The 15,253-nt window shown below is 70.0% G+C and carries 11 protein-coding genes and 3 pseudogenes; 4 read left to right on the top strand and 10 right to left on the bottom strand.

The features are described 5' to 3' along the window. Positions 1-318: 318 nt before the first annotated feature. From ABD363_RS23765 to ABD363_RS23745, 5 genes and pseudogenes are all read right to left on the bottom strand, one after another. Complete coding sequence (locus tag ABD363_RS23765) at positions 319-2,382, bottom strand: SpoIIE family protein phosphatase (RefSeq protein WP_344606895.1); 2,064 nt, start codon at positions 2,380-2,382, stop codon at positions 319-321. 786 nt (positions 2,383-3,168) lie between these two features. Next, entirely contained in the window at positions 3,169-3,441 is a 273-nt protein-coding gene (locus ABD363_RS23760; RefSeq protein WP_425578021.1) for a hypothetical protein, read from the bottom strand. Between the two features lie 49 nt (positions 3,442-3,490). Continuing rightward, positions 3,491-4,286 (bottom strand): annotated as a pseudogene (locus ABD363_RS23755) (IS5 family transposase); the annotation flags it as partial. 98 nt (positions 4,287-4,384) lie between these two features. Continuing rightward, positions 4,385-4,873 carry a hypothetical protein gene (locus tag ABD363_RS23750; protein WP_344606893.1) on the bottom strand — a complete coding sequence of 163 codons (489 nt, stop codon included), beginning with the start codon at positions 4,871-4,873 and terminating at the stop codon, positions 4,385-4,387. A 279-nt stretch (positions 4,874-5,152) separates the two neighbouring features. Beyond that, positions 5,153-5,746 (bottom strand): TetR/AcrR family transcriptional regulator, encoded by a 594-nt coding sequence (locus tag ABD363_RS23745; RefSeq protein ID WP_344606891.1) that lies wholly within the window; start codon positions 5,744-5,746, stop codon positions 5,153-5,155. A gap of 240 nt (positions 5,747-5,986) precedes the next feature. Between ABD363_RS23745 and ABD363_RS23740 the strand changes: the two genes are divergently transcribed. Beyond that, positions 5,987-7,168 (top strand): FAD-dependent oxidoreductase, encoded by a 1,182-nt coding sequence (locus ABD363_RS23740; protein WP_344606889.1) that lies wholly within the window; start codon positions 5,987-5,989, stop codon positions 7,166-7,168. Positions 7,169-7,178: 10 nt separating this feature from the next. On the opposite strand, the pseudogene ABD363_RS23735 reads toward ABD363_RS23740, so the two are convergent. After that, positions 7,179-7,751 (bottom strand): annotated as a pseudogene (locus tag ABD363_RS23735) (transposase); the annotation flags it as partial. A gap of 330 nt (positions 7,752-8,081) precedes the next feature. On the opposite strand from ABD363_RS23735, the gene ABD363_RS23730 reads away from it, so the two are divergent. From ABD363_RS23730 to ABD363_RS23720, 3 genes are all read left to right on the top strand, one after another. Continuing rightward, positions 8,082-9,974 carry an SMI1/KNR4 family protein gene (locus ABD363_RS23730; RefSeq protein ID WP_344606887.1) on the top strand — a complete coding sequence of 631 codons (1,893 nt, stop codon included), beginning with the start codon at positions 8,082-8,084 and terminating at the stop codon, positions 9,972-9,974. A gap of 671 nt (positions 9,975-10,645) precedes the next feature. Next, positions 10,646-11,161, top strand: coding sequence for a tyrosine-type recombinase/integrase (locus tag ABD363_RS23725; RefSeq protein ID WP_344606884.1), 516 nt, complete (start codon positions 10,646-10,648; stop codon positions 11,159-11,161). A gap of 34 nt (positions 11,162-11,195) precedes the next feature. Further along, positions 11,196-11,783: a tyrosine-type recombinase/integrase gene (locus ABD363_RS23720; protein WP_344606882.1), complete on the top strand. Its 588-nt coding sequence runs from the start codon at positions 11,196-11,198 to the stop codon at positions 11,781-11,783. A gap of 291 nt (positions 11,784-12,074) precedes the next feature. Here ABD363_RS23720 and ABD363_RS23715 read toward each other — a convergent pair whose 3' ends face one another. The 4 genes and pseudogenes from ABD363_RS23715 to ABD363_RS23700 form a co-directional block, all read right to left on the bottom strand. Further along, entirely contained in the window at positions 12,075-12,290 is a 216-nt protein-coding gene (locus ABD363_RS23715) for a helix-turn-helix transcriptional regulator (protein WP_344606880.1), read from the bottom strand. 23 nt (positions 12,291-12,313) lie between these two features. After that, a complete protein-coding gene (locus ABD363_RS23710; RefSeq protein WP_344606878.1) occupies positions 12,314-14,557 on the bottom strand; it encodes a hypothetical protein in 2,244 nt (747 codons plus the stop codon). Positions 14,558-14,570: 13 nt separating this feature from the next. Continuing rightward, a complete protein-coding gene (locus tag ABD363_RS23705) occupies positions 14,571-14,810 on the bottom strand; it encodes a hypothetical protein (protein ID WP_344606876.1) in 240 nt (79 codons plus the stop codon). A 346-nt stretch (positions 14,811-15,156) separates the two neighbouring features. After that, a pseudogene (locus tag ABD363_RS23700) lies at positions 15,157-15,253 on the bottom strand (IS5/IS1182 family transposase); the annotation flags it as partial.

The raw sequence follows: 15,253 nt of genomic DNA, 5'->3' as shown, positions 1-15,253 counted from the left end.
CGCGCCTTCACCGGGCTGTCACGCGCCGGGTCCCGACGGCGGGGTCGGCGGCGCCGGGGACGACCCGGTAGCCGGCCCCCGGTCCCTGTTCGTGTCCCGGCGGCCCGTGCACCGCGTCGCCACGACGCCGGAACTCCTGCAGCGCTTCCGGCACAGGGACGCGGGGGTGATCCATCGATGCCTCCTCCTGGGCCGCCGCGACACGGTCGGAACGTCCGCGCAGCCCTCGGTGTCCTGCCGTCGAGGCCGGGTTGCGCGGATGCACGGGTCCAAACGCCCGGGCGGGGGCCGTGCGGGCTCCGGGGCGCGGGCGGCCCCTCACGCGCCGGGGCTGATGAGGAGCAGGGCGATGTCGTCGCCGGGGGTGGGGGCGTGGCGGACGAGGGCGTCGGCCATGGCGTCGAGGTCGGTGGGGTCGGTGCGTTCCAGGAGTCCGGCGAGGGCGGCGGTCGCGTCGTCGAGGTCGACTCCGGGGGCTTCGACGAGCCCGTCGGTGTAGAGGACGAGGACGCAGCCGGGCGGCAGGGGGACGTCCAGGGCCGGGTAGCGGGTGTCCGGCTCGATGCCGAGCAGGAGGCCGGGCGGAACGGGGAGGAGCTCGGTGCGTCCGTCGGCGTGGCGCACGAGGGGCGGCGGGTGGCCGGCGGTGGCCAGGCACGCGCGGTGGGCGGCGAGGTCGAGGTGGACGTAGAGGCAGCTGGTGAACAGGCCGGGGTCGAGATCGGTGAGCAGGCGGTTGGTGCCGGCCAGGACGTCGTCGGGGGAGGCGCCCACGGTGGCGTGGGCGTGGACGGCGGTGCGGACCTGCCCCATGAGGGCCGCGGCGTCCACGTTGTGTCCCTGCACGTCGCCGATGGTGGCGCCGGCCGTGTGCTCGTCGAGGCGGACGAGGTCGTAGAAGTCGCCGCCGATGCCCAGGCCGCGGGCCGCCGGCAGATAGCGGGCGGCGACTCTCAGGCCGGGGACGCGGGGCAGGGTGTGCGGCAGCAGGGCGGACTGCAGGCGGTGGGCGAGGTGGTTCGTGGCGTCGTAGAGGCGGGCGCGGTCCAAGGCCTGGCCGACCAGACCGGCCAGTGAGGTGAGCACGGCGCGCTCGCCGGGCGGGAAGACGTGGGGGCGTCGGTAGGCGAGGAGGAGGGAGCCGATGGGGCGGCCGGACGCGATCAACGGCAGGAAGGCCCATGCCGCCATCCCGTCCCCGTGCACGGTGGGCGGGTAGGTGCTCCGGAGTTCCTCGAAGGTCGCGAAGAACTCCGGGACGCCGGTGGTCAGCACCTTGATGCCGGGGACGTCCGAGTTCAGGGGGACGGAGTCGAAGCGGTCCGCGATCTCGGAGCGGTAGCCACGGTGGCCGAGGATCCTCAGGCGGCCGTCCTCGGCGGTCATCAGCACCATGGCCTGCGCCCCCAGGGCGGGCAGCAGCTGGTCGGCGGTCTGCTCGACCACGTCCCGCACGCCGACGGCCTCGGTGAGGGTGGCGGCCAGGTGCATCAGGTGGTACAGCACGGCGGCGCGGCTGGGACCCGAGGCCGGCACGGGCTGCGGCGGGGGAGCGTCCCCGGACGGGCCGCTACGGGTGATGCGGACGCTGATGCCGGAAGGGTCCGGGTACAGCTCGAAGGCCAGCCACACGTCCGGCGGGCGCAGGACGGTGAACGCCTGCGGCCGGCGGCTGACCAGCGCGGCCCGGTACCGGTCCTCGACCTGGGGGGCGTCCATCCACGGCAGCGCCTCCCAGGGCAGGGCGCCCACCAGGTCGGCCGGATCGCCGCCGACGAGGTCGGCGGCGGCCGGGGTGATGAAGGTGATGCGGCCGTACATGTCCAGCGCGCAGGATCCTCCCGGCAGCCGGTCGAGAAAGGCCGAGACGGCCGACGCCTCGGCGGGGGAGGGGACGCGCCCGGCCGGCGGCGGCGGGATCCGCAGCGGGCCGGCGGGCAGCACCGGGTCACCGCGGTCCGCGGCCTGCTGCAGGAGGTCGCCCAGGCGGCGGCAGCCGGCCCGGACGGCGTCGCGCTCGTCCGGACCCAACCGCGGCGGGTGGTTCCCGGGCCAGAGCAGCACCAGCCCGCCCCGGACCGCGGCGGCGGAGGCGACCGGGGCGGCTGCCAGGGCGAAGTCGTACGGCAGTACGAGCGCCGGCCGCGGGTACCGGCGCGCCATCTCCTCCTGGCCGGCGACCCACACCAGGCGCCGTTCGCGCACGGCGTCCGCCACCGGCATCGGATCGGTCAGCGCGATCCGCCTCCACGGGGTCGTGACCTCGTGCAGAGCCCCCGCCACCATCACCAGCCACAGGGCGTCCCCGTCCGGCGGCAGCACGTACAGCAGCCCGCCGTACGCGCCGCTCTCCCGGACCACGGAGGTCATCGCGGCGTCCATCAGCGGCCCGCCCGGATCCGTGGCCGCCGGGGGGCCGGCCCGGCTGCGTCCCGTCCGGCCGCGCCGGGCGGCGGCCGCCGGGAATCCCGCGCCCGTCGGAGGCGGGCTCCGGCCGCTTCGCCGTCGGCGCCGGGGCGCGCCCCGAACCGCGGCCGGCTCGCCCCGGTCCGCCGGCGGGCCGGGGCCGCCGGGCGCGCCGGCTTCCGGTTCCCGGCCACCGCGGCGCGGCGGCGTCCGCCGGTCCGCTCCGCGGCAAGGGGCCCGTCGCGCCGCTGGGTGACGGCCGTGTTCCGCCGTGCACCGCCGGCGGTCCGCCGGCGGTGCCGCGTCCAGCAGGTCGTCCGTTGGTGTGCTGGACGGCGGTGACGGCTGCCGCGTCCGGCCGACTCCGGCAGGGCTGCACCACACCAGCCGCACCGAAAATCACCCATAAGCGGACATTACGCCCATGTTGTCGTGATGGCATATCGCCTCCGGGACGGCCGCGTCGTCGACGGGCGGACGGGCGGCCCGGCCGCCAGGGGTTCGGGTCCCCGCGTCGAGGACGTCGAGCGGCCGGCTCCGCGGCCCGGTGTTCCCGCCGAGGACAGGCAGTTCCGCGAACCGCCGGGCGCCCGGCCCGCGCCGGAAGGACGACAGGACCGGGCCTGCCGCCCGACGCTGCGGCGGCCCGGGCCGCCGGCGTCCGGACGCCGGGTCCGGGACGGCGCCCTGCCCGTCGCGGATGCCGCCGGACGGCTCCGGTGGGGGCGTCGCCACCGTACCGGCGTGGGTCCCCGGCGGCTGTCAGCGCCGGCCGAGCCCCGGGGCGACGTGGGTCGGGATGCTCTTGAGCACATGGGTGTTGTGGTCGACACCGAGCTGGTTGGACACGGTGAGCAGCAGGGTGTCGGCGGCGGCGACGGCCTCGTCGGCGGCGAGCAGCTCGACGAGCACGTCCGGCTCGGCGGCGTAGGACCGGCCGAAGACACTGCGGGTGCGGGCGTCGAGGCGGCCGATCCGGTCCTTCGAGTCGCGGTCCCGGCCGAAGCCGCGGTGGCGTTCGAGCCGGACCCCCACCAGATCCTCTCCCGCACTCCCTCGGAGTGCGGCTCGATCCGCATGAGGTCCGAAGGCGGCGGAGGCATACGGGGCCGCAGGCCAGGTCGAGCAACCCCTGGTGGGGGTCGGCGCGGCGTTCGTAGCGGGTGCGGAGCCGTTTGAACTGGTGCAGCCAGGCGAACGCGCGCTCGACCACCCAGCGGACCTTGCCCGGTCCGGAGCCGTGGGCGATGCCCTGTCGGGCGATCATGGGGTTGATGCCACGTTTCCACAGCAGGCGGCGGTACCTGTCGAAGTCGTAGCCCCGGTCGGCGTACAGGCACCGGGGTTTGCGGCGAGGGTGTTCCCGAGCTCCCCGAATGGGCGGGATCGCGTCGAGCAGGAGCCGGAGCTGGGTGACGTCGTGTCGGTTGCCGCCAGTGGGCGTCACGGCGAGTGGAGTTCCGTGGCGGTCGACGATCAGGTGGTGCGTGGAGCCGGGGCGGGCGCGGTCGACGGGTGAGGGGCCGACGTGGTCCCCCTTCGAGAGCCCGGACGTGCGATCCGTCCACGGAGCAGTCGTCCAGGTCCGGCAGGTCGGCGCGGCGAAGCTCGGTCAGCAGGGCGGCGTGCAGGCGTGGCCGGACGCCGGCCCCGGTGCAGTCCCGCAGCCGGCGCCCGGACGTCACGCCGGAACAGCCCACAGTCCCCGCCGGGACGTCCCGCCGGGCGACACCGGTCCGCAGCACGAACAGGACGCCGGCGAGTGCTGTTCGGTCAGGAACACGCAACCGCCCGGGATGCCGGTGGCGTCGTTCGGGAGGGGGTGGCAGCAACGGGGCCACCCGATCCCACAGGTCGTCCGGAACAAGATCAGCACGCACCCGGGCACCTTGCCGACCGAGATCGTCGCGTACGAGACCCGCGGCGTCTCGTCACGACTTGCACGCGGAGTCCGGCGTCAGTGCGCCGGACCGAGCGCTCAGCGTGAGGCGCCCTCCAGCGGAAGGCGGTCTCGGAAGTACTCCGACTCCAACCACTCCTCCTTCACGAACAGCGGTCGGGTCAGGCGCGCTGCCCCGACCTGCTGCGAGCGCAGAAGAACCCCGACATCGGTCAGGGAAAGCGAGTCATCAGGCGTGTAGAGCAGACAGTTCCCATGCTCCGCAGCGTGGTCCAGCAGGAACTGCCGGCCCTGCTCTGGATCGCTTCCCGCCAGCGGGAAGCCAGACAGGAAGACCTGCGGACCGGTGACCGCATCCAGCGCGACACAGGCGAGCTTGCCCGCGTCGTAGAACGCTTTCACCCCATCCGGGAAGTCCTCCTGCGCATACGGACCGCCAGCCCGTTCCTGCGGTCCAGGGACCAGAAGCGCCTGGGCGACCTCGGCTGGGGACATCCCGAACTGCAACGGACCCACACCGGCTCCCGACCGCGGCTCCCAGCACTCCCGCTCCGCATCCACGCCCATCCATCCACTCCTGCGTTCCGACCGGTCCGGACCAAGCCGCACGCACAAGGCCATGGGCCGAGGTGCCGACTCAGCTGCACAAGTGCCCACAGGATTGCTGCTATCGGCCGGAGTCATTCTGAAACGATCGGTAAGGACTGGGATCAGAATGAGGTGCCTGCCGTTCTGAAATGACGGAGTGTCAGGTCTGGTTGCCCGGCAGGGGGCGAGTGCGACCGATACGTGTAGGGGGGGCAAGCCGAGGCTGGTCGAGGACGGGCCCGGGAAACGGTCCAGGTGCTACGGCGCGGGCGGCTTGCTTGGCGGCTCCCAGCCGTGGGTGAGGATGTCGAAGAGTGCCTCGATGGCGGCCCGGCGGTCCTGCCGGCCGCGAGCGAGCACCGGGATCTCGAGTACGAATCGGGCAAGAGCCACACATGCGAGGTTGTCGTGCTCCACGCCGAACTCGTCGGCGATGGCTGCGCTGAGGCTGTCGGTGTACCGGGTCCACATGCGTTCGGCGTAGGCGCGCAGCGCCGGCGTGGAGTTCACCAGGTTGGTGAACTCGGTCGCCTGAGGATGCGCCTCGATGGACGGCCAGGTGTCCAGGACGTGCTCTCGGAGGGCGTCGAGGATGCTCTGATCGGAGCGGCGCTGCCGCACCGCGGCGATCAGCTGTGACTCCCGGTCTTCGTCCTGGTCGAATACCAGCGCTTCCTTGCCGCTGAAGTGCTTGAACACCGTAGCGGTCGACACGTCGGCGGCGTCGGCGATGTCACGGATGCTCACCTGGTCGTAGCCGCGCTCCAGGAAGAGTCGCAGTGCGGCGTCGGCGATCGCCTGCCGGGTGGCCGCCTTCTTGCGGTCGCGGCGGCTGACAGAGGGCACGGTCATGACTGCATCGTACTCGATAGTTGAATCAGTCGCTAAGTAGAGTCGTTGTACTTTTCGACTCGCTCTGATTCTATGGATGTGCGCGAGCACCTGGCGGCACATCCTCGTCGGCCTGGTCATCGTCTGCACCGCGCCGACCTGTTCATCCGAGAGGTCCTCTGCGGGGCACATCCGGTGTCGGCGCCGAGGCCGACAACTCCCGGCCTGCTCGCCCCTCTTCGCCGACCGAAAGGGACAACCATGAACTCCCCAGAACCCGCCCGGGCGCGCATCAGCATCATCGGTGCCGGCCCCGGCGGACTGACCTGCGCCCGCATCCTCCAGCAGCGCGGCATAGCGGTCACCGTCTACGACCGCGACCGGGGCCCCGACGCCCGCGACCAGGGCGGCACCCTCGACCTGCATGCCGACAACGGTCAGCTCGCCCTGCGCGAAGCCGGTCTGCTCGACGAGTTCTTCGAGCTCGCCCGTCCCGAAGGGCAGGAAATGCGGCGGATGGACCCGACCGGCACGATCAAGTCCCATGAAGTCCCGGCGGCCGACGAACTCTTCAAGCCGGAAATCGACCGTGGCCAGCTGCGTAACCTGTTGCTCGACTCCCTGCAACCGGGAACTGTGCACTGGGGCCGTGCACTCGACACGATCAGTGGACCCGACGACGGGCCGCGGCAATTGCACTTCACCGACGGCACGACCATCCAGACCGATCTGGTCATCGGCGCCGACGGCGCCTTCTCCCGGGTACGCCCGGCCGTGTCCCCCGCCGTCCCCGAATACACCGGGGTGAGCTTCCTGGAAGCATGGTTCTCGGACGTGGAGAACCGGCACCCGGACATGGCCGAGCTGGTCGGCCAGGGCAGCGCCCACGCAGCCGACGGCGAGCGCGGCCTGTTCGCCCAGCGCAACAGCGGAAACCGCATCCGCGTCTACATCATCCAACGCGTCCCGGTCGACTGGATCAGCATGAGCGGCCTGACAGCCGAGGACACCGACGGCATCCGCGCCCTGCTCCTGGGCGAGTACGCCCGCTGGTCGCCCCGCATGCGCCGGATGATCACCGAGAACGACGGCCCCTACGTCAACCGCCCGATCTTCGCCCTCCCGGTCCCGCACACCTGGGAACACAACCCGACGGTGACCCTGCTCGGAGATGCCGCCCACCTCATGCCCCCGCTCGGCGTCGGCGTCAACCTCGCCATGCTCGACGCCGGCGAAATCGCCCTCGCTCTCGCGAACGCCGCCACCGTCGCCGACGCGATCCGCACCTACGAGAAGACCATGCTCCCCCGCTCCACCGAGACGGCCAAGGCCCTCGAAGGCGGCGCCGAACACCTGCTGTCCACCGACGTACCCGACTTCGGCAGCGACGACGACGCCCGGCGCCAAGGACTGACCGGGTCTTCAGCCGTCGCCGGCAGATGATGGCGCAGCCGAGGGTGATGAAGGCTTGGTGGACGTCGTCGCGGATCTCCCAGCGGATGCGCAGGCGCCGGAACCAGTGTGGCAGCGCGATGGCGCCCTCCACGACCCAGCGGTGGACTCCGAGACGGGAGCCGTGTTCGGCGCCGCGTCGGGCGATGACCGGGGTGATCCCGAGCCGGCGGACCTTGTCGCGGTGGACGCCGTGGTCATAGCCGCGGTCGGCGCGGACCCGGCGGGGGCGGCGCAGGGGCCGGCCGCTCCTGCCGCGGATCGGCGGAACGGCCTGGACCAGCGGGATCAACTGGGTGACGTCGTGGCGGCTTCCACCGGTCAGGGGCACCGCCAGAGGGATGCCGTGCGCCCCGACAATCACGGGGTGCTTGCTGCCGGCCTTGCCCCGGTCCACCGGGGAACGCCCGGTGGCTGGTCCACCCTTCAACGCGCGCACGTGCGAAGAGTCGATGGCGGCCCTGGAGAATTCCAGCATCCCGGCCGCTGGTGGGCCGGTGGCCGGTGCGATGGTGATGCCCTGTGCTTCGAGCAGGCGTCCGATCTCCAGCAGGGTGCGGTGCATGGCGGTGCGACAGCCGTTGGAGCCGCCCGCACCGGCGGTGACGGGGATCTCCGAATTCGGCCAGGGGCGCTCGCCGCCCCACTCGGTCCGGCGTTCAACGGCGGACGGGCATACAGCGGGGAGCGAGGCCCGTCCGGGTTTGTCGCGGCGTGATGCCCCACCTGCGGGAGCGTGGGCGTCGCCCCCGCCGGAGCGGCCCGCTGCCGCAGCAGCTCCGGCATGTGCCGAGACGGCTTCCCAGGCCGCTGATCAGGGCAGACGACTACAACCGCCCCGTGGCCGCAGCTGCACGAGAACAGGGCCGACACCGTTGTCGGTGCCGGATGACACCATGCGGCCATGAGTAGCGAGTCCTTCAACTGGCACGAGTTCCTGGGGCGTTGGCAGGAGGAGTGGGTTCCGCGCGCGGACGAGGACGACGACGGCGGGCGGAACGTCGCCCCCCTGGGCAGACCGGGAGCGGACGAGGCGGCGATCGCCGCGGCCGAGGAGCGGCTGGGGCGGCGGCTGCCTCCCTCGTACCGGGAGTTCCTGGCCGCGAGCGACGGGTGGCACGTGGACCAGACGGCCGGGGTCTATCGGCTCGGCGGCGCTGCGGACATCGACTGGTTCCGGGATCCGTTCGACATGACCCCGCTGTACGAGCGGAACCTGGGCGACGATCCGCGCGAGGAGCACGTCCTGCTGGCCGGGATGTGGCAACGGGCGCTGCGGCTGGAGACCGACTCCGACATGTCGTACGCCCTGCTCGACCCGGGCGACAGCGACCAGGACGGTGAGTGGGCGCTCTACGTCTACAAGGGCTGGAGCGGTGAATTTCCTGACCGTTACCCGTCGTTCCGCGCCTACATGGAGGCCATGTACCGCGGCTTCCACGCGGACCGGGCGGAGCGGCCCGACTTCGTGAACGCGACCACGCGTCTCCAGGACGCCCATGTGGAGGAGGCCCGCCTGCTGGCCCTGCGCGGACGGTACGAGGAGGCCCTGCCCCTGCTCGAGGAGGCGCGGTCCTTCGGACGGCCTCGAAGCGCCGTCCTGCTGAACCAGCTCCGGCATCTGCTGGCCCCGGGCGGCTCCTGGGACTACGGCAACCTGGTGGCCGACCCGCGCTACCTGCCGGAGATCCTGCCCGTGGAGGCCATGAGGCCGGCGAGCGGCGAATGGCGGCTGGGCGGGGACGACCACTGGCTGGGGATGATGGCCGCCCGCGGGGCGGCCCGGGAGACCGCCGAGGCCGTACTGGGAACGATGCGGGACGGCACCCACCGCTACGCGCCTCCCGGTCCATGGGGCCGGGCCGTCGCCGAGGCCCGGGAGCCGGCCCGCTGGGGGGCGACCGATGCCGCGTGGCGGGTGCTGCGGGACGCGCTCCCGCTGTGGGAGGCGCCCGGGCCCTCGCTGATCGCCCCGATCGGCCTGCTCGCCGATCCGGTCCTGGGTCCGCTGGTCACCCCGGAGCGTGGGCGGGAGATCCTCGCGACACCGCGGTCCGGTCAGACGGGACCCGCTCCCGAGCCGGTGCCCGATCTCGACCCGCCGGGCCTCGCCTGGCTGACGGAGCCTGCGGCGAACCAGCGGCCGCTCGACGGATACCGCTGTGTCTGGGCCGAGGGCATCGACCCCGCCCGCCTGCCCGCGCTGATCGGTGAGGAAGGCGCCGGACTGAGTGCGCCCACGGATCCGCGCAAGGCGTCCCGGCGGGCGCCCAAGCCCCATGAGCGGGAGGGCGTGGAACTCTGGGAGGACCGGGCCGTGGTCGCCGCCGGCCGCACCGCGGAAGGATGGGCGTTCGCCTTCGACGGCCACTCCCACCGCCACCTGAGCGAACTGTTCCTGTCCCCCGCTCCGGCCGCCTCCTTGTCCGGCCGCGCGGTGGTGGTGTGGCGCGAGCCGAGGCGCTCGTCCCCGGGCGACCACCCGGCCGCGTTCCACCTGTCGGTGGCCGAACGGGGCAAGGAGCTGTACGCGTTCACCGTGCGGGGCACGGAGATCGAGCGCTCCGGCCGGATACCCGAGGCTCTGGACCCCGCACGGCTGTTCCGTCCGGAGGCCTCCGAAACCGACTGCGAACTGCGCGTGCTGGAGGCCCTGCACACCGAACTCGGGCTCTCGCTCCCCCGCTTCGCGCTGACCCGGGGCAGGCTCCCCACCTTCACCACCCGGTCCTGGACCCGGGCGCCACGCGCGGGCGAGGGGTTCGCCTACGCCTACCTCGTGCGGCATCGGCCCTGAACCCGGGCAGGCCCCGCACCGTCCGAGGAAGACGGGCCCCGCCGGCGACGCCCCCTCCCTCGCGGCGCCCGTCCGCAGGCCGGGTGCCGTACGAGCGGGGAGATCCACCGAGCAGGTACGAGGTTCGCCGCTATGCTGCCGCGCCCGTTCGGCCCTCGGGATCCTTGACGAACTTCAGGAACCTCCACCCGCGGGGCGCGCCCGCCTCCGACCGCCCTCCAGGCCGCCCGAGTGACGGTCGTCACGGATGCCCTTGAGCGGGTGCTGCGTAGGCTTGAGCCGTCGTCGCCGCGGGGGACGGGAGAGCGGGCGAAACCCTTCTCCGGTCGACTGGCGGCGCGTCAGGAAAGTCGGCGAGTGGTCAGCACGAGTCCTGAAGAACCTGGGGAGAACCGCCCGGACGTGTGACTCGTTGTAGGGTGTGGAAACAGCCCTTGACCTGCAAAAACGCAGGCAGGGAGCCTACTTTTGGGAGTGCCGCGATGCTGCGAACCATGTTCAAGTCCAAGATCCAGTAACTGGGCATTTGTGTAGGTCAGAGGCATGTTCGGGCCGTCCAGGTCAGCAAATGGTCAGCATCGGTCGCGGGAAGCCCTCCGCTTGCTGGCCCGGTGGCCGTGGCAGTCGGGCCTTGGCGCAGACGCCCGGCTCTCGCTCGGAAGGTCTGCTTCATGGCTCGACAGCTCGCTCGCGGCATGGGCTCGTTCTTCAAGGACTGCGACTGTGCCAGGCCGACACGGTGCCTGCACCCGTACACGATCCGTTTCCGTAACGGCGTGGGGAAGCAGCTTGAGGAGGGTGGCTTCGCAACGCAGGACGAGGCGATCGACCGCCTCATAGAGGTCTACGCGGAGAAGAAACGCACGGAGCCGTCTGTCGCGGAGGCGCGCCGGGAGTTGGGTCAGCAGACGGTCGCGGAGTTCGCGAGGCAGTGGTTGCGTCGGCAGCGTCGTATGACCGTGTATTCGACGGGCGAGCACGTCAGCAGCTCCATCAACGTGCATATCGTTCCGCGTCTGAGGTCACGGAAGTTGATATCCGTCACGCCGATGGTGGTGGAGCGCTTTCTGGATGACTTGGAGGCCGACGGTGTCGGCCGGGGTAATCAGGTCAATATTTTGCGCGCGCTCAAGGCGATTCTGCGGGACGCCTATGAAAAGGGGGGGCGATGGCTGATGACCCGGTGAGGGGGTGCAGGAGCCAGAGTACGTTCGTCAGAGGGTGGTCATTCCGGACCTGGCTTATGTGAGGCGGGCTCTGGCTGTGGCGGGTGAGGACCTTGCTCTGGAGATCGTGATGATGGTGGGGTGCGGGCTGCGTAACGGCGAAGCGCGGGCCGTGAACGTCAACAATCTGGTAGCGGATGACGTGTACCGGGTGCACGAGCAGATCCACTCCAACACGCACCGGCCGGCGAAGCTGAAGCATCGCAAGGTGGGGGAGTTCCGGGAGGTGCCTCTGCCCCGCTCGGTACGGGAGGCGATCGAACGCTACGAGGAGAAGCACGGCACGACGAAGGAGGGGTATCTGCTGCGGGGACCGAGCGGGTACTACACGGAGCCGATGGAACGCCGACGCGTCCGGGCGCTCCTTGAGAAGTCGCCCGTAGTGGACGGGATGGGGATGTACGGCTTCCGGCACTACTTCGCCTCCAACGCGCTGGGTAGTGGCATTCCGATCACCGATGTGGCCGAGTGGATGGGGCACAAGTCGATCGAGGAGACGTACCGCACCTACCGGCACCTGATGCCGGGGAGCATCACCAAGGCGGCGCGTGTCCTGGATGCCGGCCTATGGGACGCGGCATGAGGCCGCAGCGAAGCCTGTCAGGGTTGCCCTCCGATTCGGGCTGCAACGGCACCACATGGCACAGGTCGTAGGGACCGTTCACGGGCGTCCAGTTGGTCTAGGGCGAGCGCGTAAGTCCAGGTCAGGGTCTTGTGGCGCGACAGCGTCTCCGAGGTTGGTGACACGCCTGTGATCGCTCGTGACACGTGAGGCCCCTCGTCGGCTTACTCCGGAGGGGGCCCTGCGTAGACGGGGACCTGATACGACGACGCCTCGCCGGCTTGCTGCGGCGGGGCGTCGTCGTGCAGTTGGTCATGACAGATTGGGGCTTGCACTGGAGGCTCCGTTGTACTCCGGCTCGCCGCTCTCGAGTACATGGAGGAGCGAGGCGGTGACGACGCGGGCGGTGCGGCCAAGTGGTAGCACGCGGCATGGGAATTCTCCGCGGCGAACGAGGTCGTAGCTCTTCGATCTCGAGCAGCCGAACGCCTCGGCGGCGTCCTTGACGCTCGCCGTTCCACTCCACATCGGGCCTCGCCGGACGAACTGCCTCAGACGGGTTCCGTCATCTCCTCCATGAGCTCGGGCAGTCTGCGCAGCCTGGAAAGCGTCTGGTTCAGGAGGCGCACGGTCCTATCGGCCTGGTGTCGGCCGATAGGTTGGGCGACAGACGCCGCCCGGCTCTGGTCCGCGAGGTGGCCGAGGAGTTCGCCGACTTCGGCGGAAGCCGCGTGCAGGCTACGGATCCGCTCCTCGACCCTGGTCACCAGTTTCTCAAGGGTTAGTGGTTCCTCGGGGGAGGGCACGGGGTTATCGGCTTCGTCAGTCTCATCGGTGGCGGGAGTTTCGGACTGGGCCGAGACTGCAGGGGCGGGCGGCGCCGCGGTGGGTTGTACAGGGGCTGATGTCACGAGTGAGGGCGTTGGTGTCATGGGTGAGAGCGCGGGCAATGTAGGCGAAGGGGGGGAGGCGGACACCGCCGCCGTGGTGAGCAGTGGTGGTGCAGAAGGCACTGTCTTGCGGGGCCGGGTACCGGTGTCCTTGGGGAATTCGCTGTCGAACCAGAGTGGTGTCATCTCCCGCCCCACCATCTCCTTGCCGGAGCTGCTGACGCGCCAGGGCCGTCGGTCTCCGTCATCCATGGCTGCGGCCAGCGACCTCAGTACGCCGACTGCCATCATCCGGCTCTTTTCGTGCCGCAGGGCCTGCAGGCAGTTCATGACGGTCCTGCGAGATCGGCGAATCCGTTCCCCTGCGTCGCCGATCGCCTCCTGGCCGTCGAGTGAGCCTCGGTCGGCCTCGATGATGCCGAAGGAGGCCAGCCAGTGCGCCGCCCGATAGGACACCAGTTCGTCGAATGCGTCGTCATCGGTGTCCGCGGCAGTGAGCAGATCTGGCAGCCTGCGTCCGGAGAGGACGATTCCCTCCCGGGCCCGGGTCGAGAAGACCTGACCCACGCGTGGGTTCCATGGTGCTGGGTAGCTCTCGGAGGTCAGTGCGGACCACGTGCGCGCCCGCTGGTTGATTTCCCCCGACTTGAGCTGAGATGGTGGGTTTTCGCTGAGCGCCCGCCGCAGTAGATGACGCTTGCGCGGATCCACCGGAAACAGTTCCTGCAGCAACCTCATGGAGCGCAGGTCTCGCAGCTCGGAGACCGTCATGTCCGCCGACACGCCCGAGAGTTCACGGATCGGCGCGAGCCCGGAAAGGACCTCTGCCGTTTTTTCGTCCATAACCTGTTGCGCCACGTACATCCCGAGAACGCTCCGCCCCAGCGCGCGCGAGCGGTCGAGGGCATCGAACTCCAGCGGCGGGTGGACGTGATCGCGCCGGTTGTTCATCTGCACGATGCGGTAGAGCCGCTGCGGAGTGGGGGTGCCGATCACCAGATGCGCGTCCACCACGGCGATGGCCGCGGCGCGTCGCGCCCGTGAGCCGTTTGTCGGATCCAGTTCACCGTAGCCCGTCTCCGCGAACTCCCTGTTGAGTACGGCGGAGAATTCAGGGAGCCAGTCACGAGGGTCGCAGATGATCTCATCCCCCTCTCGCTCCAGTTTCTCCGCCGGGACACCGGCCAGCACTTCACTGGATGTCAAACGGAAGATCGACTGCCGCTTTTGTGTGCGATTATTGCCTCGAACTGCCATCCACCCCCAATAGGCGTCCGGATAGAGGGGGTTGCCATCAGAGTCCCTCTCCGGGTTCTCCTCGATCCTCACCTGCTGGGGAACGTACATCCCGGGGTCTTGTTGCCCGTTGAGGACGAGGTCTTCCTCTAGGTCGTAAGGGCGGACGCGGTCTCGCCTCTTCAGTTCGTCCGCCGCGTCCTCGGCGTTCATGATCAACATGCGCCGGTTGGCCACGACGCTTTCGAGTGCGGCGAAACACTTCTTGCGTCCATCGTCGTCGACACCCATCCATGGTCGGACCGAAGTCAAGGTCTTTTCGGTCTCCCGGCCGACCGTCGGATCCGCGACGGAGCGCCAGATTGAGCTGATCCGTTCGTTGTGTCCCCACTGCACACCGCCGACACCGTGCATCCGGACGACGGCGACGACCATGTCACCGGCGTCTGTGCGGATACGCCGGATCGAGCTTGCCTTGAGCGTGCGCACACCGCGGGCGTCGGCCTCACTCAGCGTGTCATTGGGATCAACGATGAAGGGGGCGATGTTTTCCAGTGCACCACGGGGCAGATTCACCCCCTCGGTCGCCAGCACGGCCTTGATCCATGTCTCTTGATCCTCCCGGGATACCGGAATTGGAAACGGCCCATCGACATTGACCTCGCTCATGCTCTACCTCACATCATTCGGAGTCCCGGAAACGTTCCATGGCCCACTGGGCGCAGCTGGCCGCCCACCGGTAAGCCGGGTTGCCTGTCGCGAGCGCGACCAGCGAGAAGAACACCTGCAGGATTCGCAGCCGGTTCACGATCCGCTCGCGGTGCGCCAACTTGACCTTAACTTCGGCCAGTTCCCGCTCCTTTCGCCGGATCTCCTCGGTGGATTCGTCGAGAGGATGGTCGGATTCCGGGGAAGAAGGCATGGCTGAGGCCCTTCGGGAGTCGCGGCCGTACGTCGACCCATCGGCCAACAGACGTCCCGCATCGGCACGCTAGGAACAGGAAGCATCCTGGCATCAGGAAGCTGAGGAGCGACATGCTTATCCGGTAGTTACTCGCTTCGAGTGAAGGGGCGTACTTTTGTTCCTATTGAGGGGCGGTGAGCTCGCGCTCTAATGGTGCGGTTGGTAAAAACAAGTTGCCGGTCGGCATGCCGCGCGCGGAGGTGCCGAACTCGCGAATGATGAGTTTCGAACGAATAATCTGCATTGACGAATTGGTGATTCGGTGCTAAGGGTCCCGGTGTGCCGGCTGAGTCGCTTAGAACTCCTAACAGAATGTGGCTCGCAGACGGCGCCAGCAGATCAGTGAGCAGGCGAGCTTGAGGAACGCCTCGTGGATGTCGTCGCGGATCTCCCAGCGGATG

Source organism: Streptomyces glaucus (assembly GCF_039533365.1).
Classification (GTDB): Bacteria; Actinomycetota; Actinomycetes; order Streptomycetales; family Streptomycetaceae; genus Streptomyces; species Streptomyces glaucus.
The sequence above is the reverse complement of the archived record's forward strand: the minus strand, read 5'-3'. Positions and strand labels throughout refer to the sequence as shown.